Here is a 17,060-nt window from a genome sequence, read left to right as displayed (position 1 = left end):
AATGAACACGCTTGATATCATTATTCTGATCATTTTGCTCATTGGAGGGCTAAACGGTTTGCGTCAAGGATTTATCAAAGCCTTTGCGAACTTGATCGGATGGATATTTGCATTGATCATTGGGGCAAAATACGCAGTCATACTGGCACCTGCCATGAGCAGTTTAAGCCAAGACCCTGTAGTGCAAAAAATTGCAGCATTTGCATTTATTGTGCTTATTATTGTTGTTTGTACATGGGTTATTACCGCACTTTTAAATGGTCTCTTGAAAAGTTTGAAATTGGGCCCATTAAATCGTTTAGCAGGTGGTGCTTTTGGTTCTTTAAAAGGTCTACTTATTGTTTTGATTGCTATGCAAGGTGTGGGGCCATGGGTTGACAGCTCTCCGCATTGGAAACAATCAAAATTTGTACAAATCTTATTGCCATATGCTCCTTTAGCGACAGAGTTGTCTAAAGATGCTGCAAATCAAGCGATACACGAAATGACATCTGAAGGTGCTTTGTTACATCGCCCTTCTTCAGAAATGGACGAATCGGAGCGTGCTTCCACAGAGCAAGCTGCTGATCATTCGACAAAAAACCCTTTTTATTAAGTGGGGTTGAACCCCATTCCAAGCTTGTCGCGAGGTTATTATGTGTGGAGTTGTTGGGATAGCCGGTAAATCACCAGTGAACCAAATGTTATTTGATGCCTTGACGATGTTACAACATCGCGGACAAGATGCAGCAGGTATAGTAACTTGTCATCAAGGGCGTTTATTCCTCCGCAAAGATAATGGTATGGTGCGTGATGTATTCCATACTCGTCATATGCGAGCTTTACTTGGCAACTATGGTATTGGGCATGTTCGTTACCCTACAGCAGGCTCTTCAAGTAGTGCAGAAGCTCAACCATTTTATGTAAATTCACCATATGGTATTACCCTTGCTCACAATGGTAACTTAACCAATGCGGCAGAAATTCATGATGACCTGTTCAAAACAGATCTACGTCATATGAATACTGATTCTGACTCAGAGGTCTTACTTAACGTATTTGCTCATGAATTACAGAAAATTGGTACTTTAAATCCAACGCCTGATGATATTTTTCATACAGTTACTCGTGTACATGAGCGTTGTAAAGGTGCTTATGGCGTTGTAGCGATGATTACTGGACATGGATTAGTTGGTTTCCGTGATCCAAATGGTATTCGTCCTTTAGTTTATGGTTCTCGTGAAACTGATCAAGGCGTTGAATATATTATTGCCTCTGAGTCAGTTGCAATCACCGCACTTGGCTTTAAAGTAGAGCGTGATATTGCACCTGGTGAAGCGGTCTTCATCAACTCAGATGGTCAATTGTTTACTAAACAATGTGCAGCAAATCCAGAATACCGTCCATGTATTTTTGAATATGTTTATTTTGCACGACCAGATGCAACGATTGATGGGATTTCAGTCTATAAGTCTCGTTTAAAAATGGGCGAGAAGTTAGCCTATAAAATCTTAAAAGAATGGGGCGAGCAACACGATATTGATGTAGTTATTCCAATTCCAGATACAAGCCGTACATCTGCTTTAGAACTTGCTAATATTTTAGGTGTGAAGTTCCGTGAAGGTTTTATGAAAAACCGTTATATCGGGCGTACCTTCATTATGCCAGGACAACAGCAACGTAAGAAATCAGTTCGTCAAAAGTTGAACCCTGTTGAACTAGAATTTAAAGATAAGAATGTATTACTTGTTGATGACTCGATTGTTCGTGGTACAACCTGTAATGAAATTATTCAAATGGCTCGTGATTCTGGTGCGAAAAAAGTGTTTTTTGCATCGGCTGCACCTATGGTCAAATATCCAAATGTGTATGGTATTGATATGCCAGCAAAATCTGAATTGATTGCTTCAGATCGTACTGTAGAAGAGATTCGTGAGATTATTGGCGCTGATCGTCTAATTTTCCAAGATTTGGAAGATTTGAAAAATGCAGTTCGCACAAGTAAAGTTCCGCATCTCAGAGAGTTTGATTGTTCTGTATTTGATGGTGTATACGTTGCTGGCGGGATTGATAGTGATTATTTGATTAATCTTGAACAAAAACGTAATGATAGTGCGAAGAAAAAAGCTGATGGCTATATCGATGTGAACATTGATGCTGCTTCAGTGGATTTAACTGGTATTCGAGAAGAGTAAAATTACTTTAATATCGAGAAAAGCGGGAATTTCCCGCTTTTTTATTTTATGATACTCAAGGCATAAAGCCTCTTACCCAAACAATGTAATAAGGAAAATTTACATTGAAAGAAATGAGCCATTATTTAATTGAAAATAAGAATATTGCTTGGTCAGTAAGCTTTTGTATTCTTGCAATGTTACTTACATTATTTATTCTCAATTGGATTTTGGGTTTAGTTGTACATTTCTTTGATTATACTCAGCCGATTTGGTGGCATTTTCTAAGCCCTTATTTTATTTGTTTATTATTTTTAGTATTAGTATGGTCAGTTGGTGCTGAGCTGTATGTCCTGCGTGAGGGTGGACACTCTCTAGCAAAGCAATTAAAAGCACGTCGATTGGTTTTTGATGAAAGTACTCCTGAAGAAAATACTGCTCTGAGAGTCGTTGAACAAGTTGCGAAAAGTTTTTCGATAGATACACCTGCTGTGTATGTGCTGCCAGATGAGATTGGCGTAAATGCGCTAACTGCTGGTTTTAAGTCGCAAGATATCGCAATTATTTTGACATGGGGTGCATTGCAGAACTTGGATGAGCTTGAGCTATATGGATTGCTAAGTTATGAGTTTAATCAAATTCTATCAGGCGAAGCTGTTGAAAACACGAAGTTAAAAATCTTATACAGTGGTCTAACAACATTTAGTCAGTGGGGCAGTAAATTAGCTCAAGCGGGATACAGCCCGTATGCCACATCATATAGAAATAAATTTGAAACTATTTTTGTCGCGATTGGTGGTGTGATTTGGTTGATTGGGAGTTTAGGTATTTTAATTACCCGTCTAATCAAATATTTAACTCTAAGTGGACGTACATTTAGAAATGATCTGAAGACCATGAAACTAATGAATAATAATGCCAACGTTCAAACATTGTTGCGTATTTATGTTCATCACTCAGGTTCACAAATTCATAGTGCATATTCAGAATCAATTTCTCATATGTGTTTTGCAAACTCATTAAGTCCACAAAGCTGGATGAATATTCATCCAAGTATTAAAGATCGAATCTTTGAATTAAATCCAACGTTATTGCAAGACCTACAATTAGAAAACCTGAGAAAATTGCGTAATCGTCCTTTATTTAGTCTGTTTCGTTCTTTAGAAGAAGAGCTGACAGATATGACAGTTCCTTGGAGTTCACCTCAGCCTTTACCTTTACTTAGATTGTCACCCATTAGTTTTGCCTTAAATGATGCAATTAAACCACTCAATCCAGAGCTTCGAAAAAATAAAAAACGTCCTGAGCTGATTCAGCGTGCGATGCAAACAGCAACGGGTTCTAGAGAAGTCATGGTTGCAATTTTAATGATTCGTCAATATCGTGAATTTATTCCACAAGAAGCGGCAGTGAGTCATGCAATCGTAGATGCATTACTCAATTTAGATGGTCGTATCCATGTTCAGATTTTTCACGATGCTTGTAAAAACATTGGGCACATGCCGACAAGTATTGCACGTCAGTTTCTCACTAAGCTTGCTTGTATTATTCAAGAAGATGGAGAGGTTGGTTTATTAGATGCATTGCTTCTAGAGAAAGTGAAGCATGAATTGAATTTGATGCCAGCCCATCTGCCTACAGCATTTGAAGATGTAAAATCACAAATTGTTCATTTAATTGATGCGCTGTTGCATGTCCAGCAAATTAATAGTCCAAACCAATTAGAAGTTCGTGAACGAATTTTACAGCAAATTTTGACAGTTGAAGAAATGCAAATTTATGCGGATATTTCTGACGAACCTTTAGACCTAGCGGAAATTCTAAATGATGTTTCAGGTTTGCTATTACGAGATCGGCTCAATATTTTGGCAATTGCAGAAAGATGCTTATGGAGTGATCGTATCATCACTCAAGATGAATTAGATGTTTTGGAACTTTTATATTGGCGCTTGGGTTTTGATACTCAGGATGTAGTTGAACAGATGCTGAAGAAAAATAGTTTGATGATTATTTGATGCTGCTATCAAAAATTGACTATTTATTTGATCAAAGGTTACGTGACAAACACATAATTTGGTCTGATTTCAGAGTAAACTTGCCATTTATTTTTATTTTGTATTGTGTGTTTTGAGTAAGTTATGGAACATATTGAAATTTTAAAAGCTTTGTTTCTAGGTTTTATTGAGGGTCTCACCGAATTTCTACCGATTTCAAGTACAGGACATTTAATCCTATTCGGTCATTTAATTGATTTCCATTCAGATGATGGTCGAGTATTTGAAGTCGTTATTCAGCTAGGTGCAATTTTGGCAGTATGTTGGTTATATCGCCAAAAAATCTTAAATTTACTCAAAGGTTTTTTTAGTGGGGACGCAGAGGCTCGACACTTTGCATTTAGTGTTTTGATTGCATTTTTCCCTGCTGTGATTATTGGGGTTTTCGCTGTTGATTTCATTAAGAGTGTGCTTTTTAGTCCTTTAGTGGTCGCGATTGCTCTAATCGTTGGTGGTCTTATCATTTTCTGGGTTGAAGCCAAGAATTTTGATCATAAAACAACTGAAGCGACAAAAATCACCTATAAACAGGCGTTATTAGTGGGTTGTGCGCAATGTGTGGCGATGATTCCTGGAACATCTCGTTCAGGTGCAACCATTGTTGGTGGTATGTTTGCAGGCCTATCGCGTAAAGCAGCAACAGAGTTTTCTTTCTTCTTGGCGATGCCAACGATGTTAGGTGCTGCGACATTTGATTTAATTCGTAATGCTGATGTTCTCACACAAGACAATATGCTGAATATTGGTGTTGGTTTTGTTGCTGCGTTTATTTCTGCATTGTTAGTGGTTAGTGCTTTAGTTAAATTTGTTGAACGTCATACTTTGCGTGTGTTTGCTTGGTACCGCATTGTTTTGGGTGTAATTTTACTTTTCGTATTCTTATAAATATAAATCAGCCTCTTTTTTTTGATTAGAAAAGGGGCTTTTTTACTAATTTTTGGATCGTATTTTCTATATTCACCAGTGATGTATCGGTTAAAACATACTATGACAATAGCAAAACTGAATGCCCGTGATTTGATTGTTGATCTCCTGTTGGGGTTACAAGGACGAGAAATTTCAATCAAGCAGATCATCATTGCAGCTCGACTTTTTGAGATTAGTGAAAATAGCATCAGGGTTGCTGTGACTCGATTATCGAGTGAAGGAGTCATTGAGGCGATTGAGCGCGGCGTCTATCAGTTTACCAATCAGTCACGTGAGTGGGCTGATGTGATGTTAAATCGAAAAAATGGTATTAAACAAACCAAACCATGGAATCAGCAATTTATCGGTGTATTTACAGGGGCTTTGGGAAGAGTCGATCGAACGGCTTTGCATAGAAGAGAACGCGCTTTGAAACATTTGGGATTCAAAGAGTTAGAGCAAGGCATTTATATTCGCCCAGACAATTTAGCAATATCTTTTGAGCAGCTTGTTACTGAACTACATGCTACGGGTCTGGAGCAAACTGCAAAAGTGTGTGCGATCCAGTTTTTCGATGCTCAAACTATAAAGATAATAACTGAACTATGGTCCACCAAGACATTAAATCAAAATTATCAAAAATACGCTCAAATGATTGAACAATGGTTAGAAACAGCGAATGAGTTGGATTTAGATATCGCAACGAAAGAATCTTTATTACTTGGTCGGCAAACAATTTCACAATTAATGAATGATCCATTGTTACCAGAAGATTTTGTTGACGTAAAATTACGCGATCAATTTGCTCAAAGTGTTCAGAGGCTGGATCAAATAGGTTTAGAACTATGGCGAAGATTTTATGAACAGCAAGATGAATAGTTGGTTTCAAATATTACAAAAAATACAATTGTATTTTATTGACAGAAATATTACATGTTTTAAAATAAAAATATAAGTTGTGTAGTTTTAAAATTAAAAAAATATGGGATAAGGATATGAATACGCGTGTTGCTATCAGTGATCTATTCACAAGAGATGAAATCAGTGAGCTAACTAGTAAATCAGATTTACATGGGGGCTGGGCTGTTTTTTCAACTTGGGCTGTGATTGGCGGTACCTTTGCTGCCGTTGCTAGCTTTTGGGACTATGTGCCAGCTTGGGGAAAATTATTATTGTGTATTGCAGCTCTAATCATTCTTGCTGGTAGGCAATTAGCGCTGGCTATTCTTATGCATGATGCTTCCCATCAAAGTTTATTTAAAACTAAGTGGTTGAATGACACATTAACTGATTGGTTATGCGCTCGTCCGATTTGGAATGATTTACATAAATATCGCGCTCATCATATCCGTCATCACAGTAAAACCTCTACTGTTGATGACCCTGATCTAACATTGGTTTCGGGCTTTCCAACTTCCAAAAAATCATTAATGCGCAAATTTATTCGGGATTTATCTGGTTTAACGGGAATTAAATTTGCGATTGGGCGAGTGTTGATGGATATTGAGAAGATGGAATGGACAGTTTCAAATGATCGCCGTTGGATTCCTCAAGATGGGCGACATTGGAGCGATTATGCAAAAACATTTATAAAAAACAGTGGCGGAGCAATAGCCACTAATGCAGCTATTTTCGGAGCATTGTGGGCTTCAGGTCATCCTAAATTGTATGCATTGTGGATCTTGGCATATCTCACCCCATTTCCTTTGTTTCTCCGTGTCCGTTCAATGGCTGAACATGCAGGAATGCCAACGAGCAATAGTGCTTTAACAAATACACGTACAACTAAAGCAGGATATTTAGCACGCGCATTAGTCGCGCCAATACATGTTAATTATCATAAAGAACATCATCTTATGGCTGCTGTTCCATATTTCAAATTACCGAAAATGCATCAGATGTTACGTGAGCGCGGACATGTAGAAGAACCGCCAACGTATTGGCAAGTTTTACATGAACTATCTAACCAAGCTGATTAATTCAAGAATAGAAGAATAGATATGCTATTAGCAAAAGAACAGATCATTAGTTTTTTAGCCCAAGAGTTTCCACAAGCACTGGAAAAAACATCAATTGTTGAGATTACCCCAAAAGGTGCAGAGCTATTATATCGTGTCGATCAAAGTGACTTACGTCCCGGACAAACTGTGTCTGGGCCAACATTAATGCTTGTAGCTGATTTTGCATTGTATGTTGCGATTTTAGGTGACTTGGGATTAGTGGCTATGGCAGTCACAACCAATATGACGATTAACTTTTTCCGCAAACCAAACGGAATGCAAAATATCAAAGCTGTTTGTAAATTGATTAAAGTCGGCAAAACTTTAGTGACTGGAGAGGTATGGCTGTATTCAGTTGGAGACGATGAACCTGTTGCTCATGTTATCGGTACATATGCAATTCCAAAGCAATAAAAAATTTTAGAAATAACAACGAATAGAGCAGCAAAACATAACAACAATTCAGTATGAGAATTGGTAAGAACATGCTAAAACTAAGTTTGTTCAAATTTATTTGTTCTTACCATTTTTACTTATATGCCCATAGAACTCGACTTGATACCTCTGTCTCAGATTTCGCTTGACCACGAGCAACTTTTAGCGATTAAGCGAAATGATCTATTGCCTTTGATGGATGATCCGCATCGTTTGAATGCCTATGCCGATCATTTAGTTCAAGCTCAAAGTGTTTTACTGAATGGTATTGACCCTAAATTAAATCAACAGTTAAGTGAAGTTATCTCACAGATTATTCAACAGCTGTCACTTTCAAAAAAGTATCTACGTGGTCGTCGATTCAATGCATTGCAAAAATGGCTCGGCATTGATGTGGAGTATGATGCAGGTCAGGTCAAATATTTAAAAGACCTTGATCGCTTAATTGATGAAGCAAATCATTTAAGTCAAAAACTGCAAATAGAAATACAGAAGTCACAATCACGAATACAGCAGGTATTGGGCTTACGCGAACAAATGGCAGCCTATATTGGCGCAGCTCAAGAGTTTTTGAATGAATATCCTGAGTTTAGTCGCCAAAAAACTTTAGATCATTTTCTTGAGCGATTGTCTAAGAAAGTGAATACTTTGCAAACTTTACAAACGAGTAATGATATTGCGATCAAACAAATGCAGTTATCTCAGCATTTATCTTTTAGTTTATTAGATCGATTTAAAGAAGCTCAACAAGTTTTGATTCCAGCATGGCAATATCATTTACAGCAAAGTCGTCACTCAAATTCAAGTATCACTCTTGAAAAATTGGATAGAAGTCGAGAAGATTTGATTCAAAATCTTAAAAAATCATTAGAGAAATAAGAGGGGAAAAGTATGTCAGGTTCAGAATTGACTCAAGCGTCAACTCAAGTCGAATTAAAACAAGAGGAACGCTTTGAACAATTGAATTTAAAAGAGCTAGGATTGCAACCGCATGATTTTGCGGAGGTGATGGATGCACATAAGGAACTCGCTGAGATAAGCACAACTGTTGTAGCTGAATATGGGAAAAATATTGCCAATAAAACATCGACTTATACAGACGAGTTGCTTGATCTAGTTCAAAATAAAGATTTAGATGCAACAGGGCAAAAATTAAATCAGGTCGTTCAGGTTGCTCAGCAATTAAATACTTCGAGTATTTTGAATAAGTCTAAAAGTTCAGGATTTTTTGGTGGTTTACTTAGTAAATTTAAAAGCGCAAAGCAAAGTTTTGATCAGCATTTTAATACGACCAAAGAACAGATTGATGCTTTAGTCAAAGAAATTGAGAGTTCACAATCTGGTTTGAAAGCACGTGTTGGAACTTTGGACAAAATGTTTGATGCTGTGCAGGAAGAGTATAAACAGTTGGGTGTTTATATCGCAGCAGGACAACTGAAGCAACAAGATATTCAACAGCAAATTGCGACATTGGCTAATCAAGAGCAAGATCAGCAGACCACGCAACAAATTTATGATCTCAATCATTTAGCGAATAATCTTGAAAAAAGGGTGAGTGATTTACAGGTACTGCAACAATCTGCAATGCAAACTCTACCCATGATTCGTATTATTCAATCTAATAATTTGATGTTGGTTGATAAATTCTATGCAATAAAAAATATTACATTGCCAGCTTGGAAGAATCAGATTAGCTTAGCGATTTCATTGCAAGAACAGAAAAATAGTGTGCAATTAGCGAAAGCGATTGATGACACGACCAATGATTTACTTCGTCGAAATGCGGAATTATTGCATCAAAACTCAGTTGATACTGCAAAAGCGAATCAACGTTCAGTGATTGATGTTGAAACACTTGAACATGTTCAAAACACCCTCATTAAAACAGTAAATGATGTAATCCAAATCCAGAAAGAGGGAATGCAAAAAAGAGCTGAAGCAACAACGCGTTTGCGTGCATTGCAAGAAAGTCTTAATCATCTCGTTCTGGAAAATAGTGGGCAAACGCCTAAATCTTAAAATTTATTATGAAAGGAAAGATCATTGTCACCCATAAATGATTTAAGTGTGGAACCTATTGATCAGCGTTTGCAGGTGTTGAAAAAACGCCAACGCAATATAGTCATTGGGCTTGCTGCAAGTATAGTCTTGATGGTTTTAACTATTGCGGCATTCTTTCTACAAAAAGAATTTATTTATCGGTTTTTTGATCTTTCATTGCATGTTCAGAGTTTAGATTTACCATATCAAGTACAAGATTTGGTACCTTTTAAACAACCTGTGGATTATTTTTTCAATCTTCTTTCTTGGTTTGGTTGGCTGTTTCTGAAAGTCCTTGTTTCCTTTGTTGGTGCATTTCTAATTGTGCGTTGGGTGAAGAAATTTAAGTTCTTCCAACAGCGATTTCAAGCTTGGACGCAGCGATTTTTGGCATGGATCATTTCGTTTATATTGCTATGGTCAGGATTAAGCTATATTCAATATGATTGGAAGAACGAAACAGATGAAGCTTATCGGCGTTGGATGAGTTATCAAACAAATATTGTCGAAAGCCAAATTGCTCAAGATTTACAAGATATAAATATTTCTCAAACAGAAAAAGCTTATGTCTTAGCTCAGGTTGCTTTGTTACATGATCCGATTGATCGCAAAACTGCGAATATTTATGTCAATCAATTGATCGAAGCTGAGAAAAAGGTTCCCACTGAATTTAGTAAATATGATTTTAAGCCTGAACAATTGTGGGTGATGCAACAACAGCTGTATGGAAAAAGTATTACTTTGATTACTCAACCGCTAGATATCCAAGCGCAGCAAGCAGAAAAAATTTCAAAGTACGTGAATTTCTTTTTGTTGGTCTTTCTAATTATCAATCTCGCAATGAGTGTGGTTTTGTACATGCTAGCTAAGCATTTTAAAAACCGTCTATATCGAATTACGCAGAAACTTGATCTATAAGTTTGTTATGTTCGGTTTGTTCGATTGATATTATGAAAACAACCTGTTTTACCTATTTAAATAATTTGCGTACTATAGCCCCATTGAAAGAATTTAGCTGATTGAATTGCTGAGAATTTGGAGAAAGACATGTTAGATCAAAATATTAAAACTCAATTAAAAGCTTACTTAGAACGTTTAGAAAGTCCAATCGAGTTAGTGGCTGCTTTAGATGAATCCGATAAAGCTGCAAAAATCAAAGAACTCGTGACCGAAATTGCTGAACTTTCTGATCAAGTTACGGCGCGTTTTGACGGTTCAAACGCTCGCCGTCCTAGCTTCGGTGTGGCTAAAGCAGGTGAGCAACCTCGTGTGTTCTTCGCTGGTCTACCGATGGGACATGAGTTCACCTCTTTGATCTTGGCATTGTTACAAGTTTCAGGTTATGCACCGAAGGTGTCTGATGAGGTGTTAAATCAGATTAAAGGTTTGAACTTAAAATCAAACTTTGATGTGTTTGTATCGCTGAGTTGTCACAACTGTCCAGATGTAGTTCAAGCGTTGAACCTGATTGCGATCTATAACCCAGATGCAACTGCGACCATGATTGATGGTGGTTTCTTCCAAGAGGAAGTTGAGGAACGCAAAATATTAGCAGTCCCAATGTTGTTCCAAGACAATGAACATATTGGTCAGGGTCGTATGACTTTGGAAGAAATCATCGCGAAGTTAGATAGTAACTCAGCGGAAAAAGATGCAGCACTTCTCAATGCGAAAGATGCTTTTGATGTATTGGTGATTGGTGGTGGTCCTGCAGGTGGTACAGCTGCGATCTATGCAGCGCGTAAAGGGATCAAGACAGGGATTGTAGCTGAACGTTTTGGCGGTCAAGTCATGGATACCATGGATATTGAAAACTTTACCACGATCAAAAAAACAGTTGGTCCTAAGTTTGCTCAAGATATGGAAGCGCATGTTCGTGAATATGGCGTGGACATCATGAACTTACAAAGAGTCAGCAAAATCACAGGTGCAGACCAAACGGCGAATGGCTTGGTTGAAGTTGAATTAGAAAATGGTGCTAAGCTTGAGTCTAAGACCATCATTCTTTCAACTGGTGCTCGTTGGAGAGAAATGAATGTTCCAGGTGAAGCTGAATACCGTACACGTGGTGTTGCGTACTGCCCACACTGTGATGGTCCATTATTTAAAGGTAAACGAGTTGCAGTGATTGGTGGAGGTAACTCGGGTGTAGAAGCTGCGATTGATCTAGCAGGGATTGTTGAGCATGTGACTTTGGTTGAGTTTGATACCAAACTTCGTGCTGACCAAGTCTTACAGGATAAGTTGAATAGCTTATCGAATACCACAGTTATTACCAATGCTTTAAGTACTGAAGTGGTTGGTGATGGTTCACAAGTGACAGCATTGAAGTATAAAGATCGTGCGACTGATGTAGAACACACAGTAGAACTTGCGGGAATCTTTGTACAAATTGGTTTATTGCCAAATACGGATTTCCTAAAGAACAGTGCAGTTGAACTCAGCAATCGTGGTGAGATTGTGATTAACGATCGTAATGAAACCAATGTACAGGGTGTATTTGCAGCAGGTGACTGTACGACAGTACCATACAAGCAAATCATCATCGCAACAGGCGAAGGTGCGAAAGCAGCATTATCTGCCTTTGATTACATGATTCGTTCTACGAATTAATTAGAACTAGTAATAAAAAAGCCCAAAGTTAACTTTGGGCTTTTTGTTTAGTTTTGAGGTTTATATAAACCGTGTTCCACAAGATGTTGTCTTAAAATTCGTCTTAATTCGAGGACTGCTTCGGGAGTTTCTTGAATTGAATGACCACCTTGAATAATTTTTTCAGAAACAGCTCCATCTAGGTGAGCACTTTTATACGGAACTATTCCATCTGTCATGATGTTAGGATCTTGGCTCTTTGTGATATTTCCCATGATGGAATGAAACAGTAGACCTTTTTGTGGAGGAATATCAGCCGTTAACTCCATAAATTTGGATTTTTTACTTAGATCACTTGGACCATTCTGAATAACATCATTAGTAAGTGTTTTTACAAAATCTTTAAGCTCAACATCATTACTTGTTAAAGTATCTGCCAGTGTTGTGAGAAATGTGGTCGGTAGTTTAATGATTTTCCGTGCTGCGAGAGTAAACCAACGATCAGCGTAATCTGTACCTTTATGCGGTGCTGCAAGAAAAATCGCACGATCAAAATTAGATATAGGTTGCATTTTTAGTCGCTCACCAATTACGGGATGCTTGCGTAAACGAGTTTGCTGACGACTACTCATCATCACTAATGCTTCTTTTGATATATCAGCATTGCTCACTAAAAGACGACTGATAATACCACCCATACTATGTCCAATAAGAACAGCATCTTTGGCTGCAGCATCTTGCATATTCACCGAGCCAAATGCTTGTTTAAGTAGAGCATATATTTGAAAACGACTTTCTAAGATTGGCATATTGGTTGAATAAAAAACTTGCCAGACTTGATAATGTTCACGAAGTACAGGATCACCCATAATATCGTTTGTTACCGCAATCCATGCTTCAGGACTACTAGCTAAACCATGAACCAATACAATGACTTTTTTATTAGGATTGTAAGGTTCCAGCATATATAAATGTGGCATGGTTAGGTGTTGATCACGATCAATTAAAGTTAAGTAAGCTGCTGCGCCTAAATTATTTTCAGACAACCATAAACCATATGGAGCAGAGAAATTTGCAGCTAATGAATAAGGTTTTCCAGCGATATTAACTTTTTCAACGCTATATGGATCGTAAACTTTAATCTCAAATTCTGGGCTATTTAATACTTCATCGGCTGTTGCAGCGGTGCGTTTAGGTTGAGCAATAATAGTCGCAGCTAAATAACGAGCTTTATGAATATTCGGATTTGTACCTCTAGGGTAGTTGTAGTTGAGAGGATCTAAAATATATTTATTCTCAAACTTATTGGCATTGTCAGCAGGGAATACTGCTACAAAATCAGAACCAAAACCATCGCGTCGGTTAATTGCTCTTAATCCTGAGAAGTTCATGTTATAGCTAGAGACAAATTTTTCTAGCTTCATATTCTGTAAACGTTGATAAGCTTGGATATCAATCGTATACGTACTTTTACCAATTTTAATAGTTGGTGCGAGATCTTTGGATGGATTTCTTAGACTATGAATATTGACCAGTTGAGTTAATGCTTGGTTGTAAAAGTCACGAATTTGTACTTGGCGGTTATCAAAAAGTCGTTCTTGTGGTGCGCGACTGGTTTTAAATAGATAAGCATAACTATAGCGAATACTTTTATCTAAAGCTTCTAATTGTTGATCTAAGCACTGCTCATAATTTTTCTGAATATTCTTTTGTTCTTCCTCGGATTTGTGTTTGCTTAGTTTACTTATTTTGCATTCTGATGAGTCCGCTAGGGCTTTGGATTTCGCTAGAAATAATTCACTGCTAGTCGATAAGAGCTGTTCATCTAAGATTTGAGGAATCTTATGTAAATCTGCAATGCACTCATCAGCAGATTGCATGCAATACTTTGCTTCTTTACCTGACATCGATAAAACATTGAGACTTGCTTCGCTGAGTCTTTTTTGAGTCAGGATACTATTTCTCTCATTAGCAATTGTGACATCAATGGCTTGCTGTTTTAGGCTTACAACTTGGCAACCACTCATGACGACTGTACTGAGTAGCGTTATTGCAAATAGGCGATGTGAAGAATTAAATGCACGCATTAGGGTTTCAGTAAATTGAGAGCAGGATTACCGCTATAATACGAAAAAAGGATGCATTTTCAATCAACATAAAAAAATAGACCGTATAAAACGGCCTATTTTTACAAAAAAGAGAGTAATTTAGTTAAGAACTTGCCACATGTTCCAACGTTTTCCTGATTCAACTTCTTGAATCAAACGGTCAACTACTTCTGCTTCATCAGGATAATTAATTTTGTAATTTTTGAGCGTTTGAAGCGCATTTTTCTTCTGTTCAAGCCATAAGAAATTGTTTGCAGCAGAAAGATATGCCTCTTGCACTCCACCTTTGATCGCTTTATCTAGGTATGGAATCGCTTCACGTTGTCCACCACCTTCTGATAATCCAAAACCGAACCAAAAATTGGTTTCAGGATCGTTAGGGTTAATCGCTAAAATTCGTTGAGCATAAGTTAAAGACTTAGATGTGTAAGCTGTACCCAAGTCAAGGTTGCGAGCCATCACACTGGCTTTAAATGCACGGGTTAAAATATCCATAGATGCATTTGGTTTCTCAGCGAGAGCATCTAGTTTGTGTGTGATTTCTTTTAACTTTACTTCATATCCTTTGCGTTCTTGGCGTTCAGTAAATCGAGGAGGGTAATGGCGTGCTTTTCCTTCAACTAGTTGTAAGAAGTCATCAATTTCCGTTACATCAATTTCATTTTCGCCTGCAAGAACCGCATATTTCATCCGTCTTTCAGAGCTATCAATTGTTGGGACAATCAATTTATTAATATCTAAAGTTGCAGATTTTGTTGGGTCATTTTGCAAAGAAACAACCATCTTTGTCACTGGTTGTGTAGAGGCATCTTTGATGGCAACTTCAAAGCTTGGTGGTGCATCATATTTGATTGGATTTAAAGCATAGAATGGTGGTGTCGGATCTGGTTCTTTGAACACAAATGGTTCAACAATCTTCTCTTTTTTGGTCGGCGCAATACCACATGCGGTTAAAAATGTGGTTGAAATTACAAGTAATGCCAAAGGCTTAAAATTCATGCTTTACATCCATTAATTTTAGTAAAATGAGAAGTAGTTCGTTGGTTTTACCAGTCTAGGAAAAGCAAAACCAACTTGAAATGAAAAGCTTGTTACATTTCTTATAAATTATATTATGTTGTTGATGTTTTGCTTTGTGCTTCACACTCTCTTCTAACTTCTTCAATAATCTTAAGTTCTTCTTTACTCAATGGTTGATTTTTACCACCTTGAGGTTTGAATGTTGGGTCAAGCTCAGATAGACGCTGACATAGAATATTCATACGCTTTTCATTTTTCTGCATACGATCTAATAACACGCGTATGCCTTCTAAAATAGGATCTGATTGATCTTGAGTTGTTGCATAAGGTTGGAAACCGATGCTTTCTGCATAGTCGCGACGGTTTGCTTCATCTTGCTCAACTTGATTTTTATCTTTAAAGATATAACGTGCTGGGTTACCTACAGCGGTAACTCCTTCCGGAACTTCTTTGGTCACAACAGCATTTGAACCAACTTTCGCCCCTTTATGTACAGTAAATGGTCCTAATATCTTAGCTCCAGCGCCAACAACAACACCATCTTCTAGAGTTGGGTGACGTTTACCTTTATTCCAAGTAGTACCACCAAGCGTAACGCCATGGTACAGGGTGACATCATCACCAATTTCAGCTGTTTCCCCAATCACAACGCCCATGCCGTGATCAATAAAAAAACGTTTTCCAATTTTTGCACCTGGATGGATTTCTATCCCAGTTGCAAATCGACTAAATGACGAGAGCAGGCGAGCTGTACCTTTGTGATCTTTTTTCCAGAGTTCATGTGCTACACGATGCATAATTAATGCATGAATACCAGGATAAGTGGTTAAAACCTCAAGTGTATTTCGAGCCGCAGGGTCACGTGCAAATACAGCTTCAATGTCTTCTTTTAGCTGTTTAATCATGAGAGTGATCCTCCGTCTGTGTTTTTTTCCATGAACCATTGGCTAGAGCTTGTACTCGACTGAAAATACCGCGCAATAAATGATATTCCATACGATCTAATTGTATTCTTCCAAATAAACGACGCAAACGCAAAGGCAATAAACGTGGATTATTTGGATCTAAGAATTCAATTTCAGTTAGCATTTTTTCTAAATGAGGATAGAACTCTTCCATTTGTTTCTGTGTCACTAATGGCTCGTCCCATTGCATACTTTGATTTTGCTTTAGTTGCATATGTTCTTGCGGGTGACTCTGATCAGTGTTTTGCTGATTGAGCTCAAGTGCTGCCATCCTTAATTCATAGCATACCACTTGAATTGCCTGAGCTACATTTAAAACGCCATAACTTGGATTGACTGGAATAGTTAAATGGTAGTTTGCTAATGCTAGCTCTTCATTGGTTAGACCACGATCTTCGCGACCAAAGACGATTGCAATATTTTGATCTAAATTGGCTGCTTTTAAACTTTCTTGAGCTGCAGGGCGAACATCAAGCAGAGGCCAAGGAATAGTACGGCTGCGAGCACTGGTTCCAAACACCAGATGGCAGTCTTCAATTGCTTGTTCCAAAGTATCAACGATTTGTATTTTTTCGATTAAATCTTGGGCGCCAGCGGCTAAAGCATCAATATCAGGATGAGGATAGGTTTTAGGTGCTACCAATACTAATTTAGACAATCCCATCGTTTTCATGGCACGAAGTGCACTACCGATATTGGCAGGGAGAGTCGTATTTACCATAACAATACGAACATGATCCAATTGTTTGGACACGTCATTTTGGTCAAACAGGTTCATAAATGATCC

General features: G+C 37.7%; 15 protein-coding genes. 11 read left to right on the top strand and 4 right to left on the bottom strand.

All coding sequences use genetic code 11. From position 1 onward, the window contains the following. The first annotated feature begins 1 nt into the window (after position 1). The 11 genes from Q9Q86_RS06805 (at position 2) to ahpF (ending at position 12,201) form a co-directional block, all read left to right on the top strand. Entirely contained in the window at positions 2 to 595 is a 594-nt protein-coding gene (locus tag Q9Q86_RS06805; RefSeq protein ID WP_004911917.1) for a CvpA family protein, read from the top strand. A gap of 40 nt (positions 596 to 635) precedes the next feature. Then, complete coding sequence (gene purF / locus Q9Q86_RS06800; protein WP_004962671.1) at positions 636 to 2,174, top strand: amidophosphoribosyltransferase; 1,539 nt, start codon at positions 636 to 638, stop codon at positions 2,172 to 2,174. A 104-nt stretch (positions 2,175 to 2,278) separates the two neighbouring features. Beyond that, a complete protein-coding gene (locus tag Q9Q86_RS06795; protein ID WP_171293862.1) occupies positions 2,279 to 4,168 on the top strand; it encodes a M48 family metalloprotease in 1,890 nt (629 codons plus the stop codon). A 123-nt stretch (positions 4,169 to 4,291) separates the two neighbouring features. Next, complete coding sequence (locus Q9Q86_RS06790; protein ID WP_112987056.1) at positions 4,292 to 5,092, top strand: undecaprenyl-diphosphate phosphatase; 801 nt, start codon at positions 4,292 to 4,294, stop codon at positions 5,090 to 5,092. Between the two features lie 102 nt (positions 5,093 to 5,194). Then, on the top strand, positions 5,195 to 5,992 hold the full coding sequence (locus tag Q9Q86_RS06785; protein ID WP_171293863.1) for a PaaX family transcriptional regulator C-terminal domain-containing protein: 798 nt from the start codon (positions 5,195 to 5,197) through the stop codon (positions 5,990 to 5,992). Positions 5,993 to 6,108: 116 nt separating this feature from the next. Further along, on the top strand, positions 6,109 to 7,092 hold the full coding sequence (locus tag Q9Q86_RS06780) for a fatty acid desaturase family protein (protein ID WP_005402429.1): 984 nt from the start codon (positions 6,109 to 6,111) through the stop codon (positions 7,090 to 7,092). A gap of 21 nt (positions 7,093 to 7,113) precedes the next feature. Continuing rightward, on the top strand, positions 7,114 to 7,527 hold the full coding sequence (locus tag Q9Q86_RS06775) for a PaaI family thioesterase (protein ID WP_004911902.1): 414 nt from the start codon (positions 7,114 to 7,116) through the stop codon (positions 7,525 to 7,527). Between the two features lie 123 nt (positions 7,528 to 7,650). Then, positions 7,651 to 8,427, top strand: a complete 777-nt coding sequence (locus Q9Q86_RS06770; RefSeq protein WP_112987054.1) for a tellurium resistance protein — start codon at positions 7,651 to 7,653, stop codon at positions 8,425 to 8,427. 12 nt (positions 8,428 to 8,439) lie between these two features. Then, a complete protein-coding gene (locus Q9Q86_RS06765; RefSeq protein ID WP_099948814.1) occupies positions 8,440 to 9,567 on the top strand; it encodes a toxic anion resistance protein in 1,128 nt (375 codons plus the stop codon). Between the two features lie 24 nt (positions 9,568 to 9,591). Then, a complete protein-coding gene (locus Q9Q86_RS06760) occupies positions 9,592 to 10,506 on the top strand; it encodes a hypothetical protein (protein WP_112987053.1) in 915 nt (304 codons plus the stop codon). 129 nt (positions 10,507 to 10,635) lie between these two features. After that, positions 10,636 to 12,201: an alkyl hydroperoxide reductase subunit F gene (gene ahpF, locus Q9Q86_RS06755; RefSeq protein ID WP_305155929.1), complete on the top strand. Its 1,566-nt coding sequence runs from the start codon at positions 10,636 to 10,638 to the stop codon at positions 12,199 to 12,201. A gap of 47 nt (positions 12,202 to 12,248) precedes the next feature. Here the strand turns inward: ahpF and Q9Q86_RS06750 are convergent, their stop codons facing one another. The 4 genes from Q9Q86_RS06750 to Q9Q86_RS06735 form a co-directional block, all read right to left on the bottom strand. Then, a complete protein-coding gene (locus Q9Q86_RS06750) occupies positions 12,249 to 14,267 on the bottom strand; it encodes an alpha/beta fold hydrolase (RefSeq protein WP_112986478.1) in 2,019 nt (672 codons plus the stop codon). A gap of 120 nt (positions 14,268 to 14,387) precedes the next feature. Beyond that, positions 14,388 to 15,287 (bottom strand): ABUW_2363 family tetratricopeptide repeat lipoprotein, encoded by a 900-nt coding sequence (locus Q9Q86_RS06745; RefSeq protein ID WP_004911875.1) that lies wholly within the window; start codon positions 15,285 to 15,287, stop codon positions 14,388 to 14,390. Positions 15,288 to 15,400: 113 nt separating this feature from the next. Then, positions 15,401 to 16,213 (bottom strand): serine O-acetyltransferase, encoded by an 813-nt coding sequence (gene cysE / locus Q9Q86_RS06740; protein ID WP_004954858.1) that lies wholly within the window; start codon positions 16,211 to 16,213, stop codon positions 15,401 to 15,403. Further along, positions 16,206 to 17,051, bottom strand: a complete 846-nt coding sequence (locus tag Q9Q86_RS06735) for an RNA methyltransferase (protein WP_004954856.1) — start codon at positions 17,049 to 17,051, stop codon at positions 16,206 to 16,208. The genes cysE and Q9Q86_RS06735 overlap by 8 nt, the downstream gene beginning before the upstream one ends. Positions 17,052 to 17,060: the final 9 nt, after the last annotated feature.

This window comes from Acinetobacter sp. A22, assembly GCF_030913345.1.
GTDB classification, from domain to species: domain Bacteria; phylum Pseudomonadota; class Gammaproteobacteria; order Pseudomonadales; family Moraxellaceae; genus Acinetobacter; species Acinetobacter junii.
The sequence above is the reverse complement of the archived record's forward strand: the minus strand, read 5'-3'. Positions and strand labels throughout refer to the sequence as shown.

Coding starts and splice junctions, on each gene's coding strand:
- Q9Q86_RS06805 (WP_004911917.1), top strand. CDS start 2: ATGAACACGCTTGATATCATTATTCTGATCATTTTGCTCATTGGAGGG.
- Q9Q86_RS06735 (WP_004954856.1), bottom strand. CDS start 17,051: ATGAACCTGTTTGACCAAAATGACGTGTCCAAACAATTGGATCATGTT.
- Q9Q86_RS06785 (WP_171293863.1), top strand. CDS start 5,195: ATGACAATAGCAAAACTGAATGCCCGTGATTTGATTGTTGATCTCCTG.
- Q9Q86_RS06770 (WP_112987054.1), top strand. CDS start 7,651: ATGCCCATAGAACTCGACTTGATACCTCTGTCTCAGATTTCGCTTGAC.
- Q9Q86_RS06750 (WP_112986478.1), bottom strand. CDS start 14,267: ATGCGTGCATTTAATTCTTCACATCGCCTATTTGCAATAACGCTACTC.
- Q9Q86_RS06780 (WP_005402429.1), top strand. CDS start 6,109: ATGAATACGCGTGTTGCTATCAGTGATCTATTCACAAGAGATGAAATC.
- Q9Q86_RS06765 (WP_099948814.1), top strand. CDS start 8,440: ATGTCAGGTTCAGAATTGACTCAAGCGTCAACTCAAGTCGAATTAAAA.
- purF (WP_004962671.1), top strand. CDS start 636: ATGTGTGGAGTTGTTGGGATAGCCGGTAAATCACCAGTGAACCAAATG.
- Q9Q86_RS06790 (WP_112987056.1), top strand. CDS start 4,292: ATGGAACATATTGAAATTTTAAAAGCTTTGTTTCTAGGTTTTATTGAG.
- Q9Q86_RS06745 (WP_004911875.1), bottom strand. CDS start 15,287: ATGAATTTTAAGCCTTTGGCATTACTTGTAATTTCAACCACATTTTTA.
- ahpF (WP_305155929.1), top strand. CDS start 10,636: ATGTTAGATCAAAATATTAAAACTCAATTAAAAGCTTACTTAGAACGT.
- Q9Q86_RS06775 (WP_004911902.1), top strand. CDS start 7,114: ATGCTATTAGCAAAAGAACAGATCATTAGTTTTTTAGCCCAAGAGTTT.
- cysE (WP_004954858.1), bottom strand. CDS start 16,213: ATGATTAAACAGCTAAAAGAAGACATTGAAGCTGTATTTGCACGTGAC.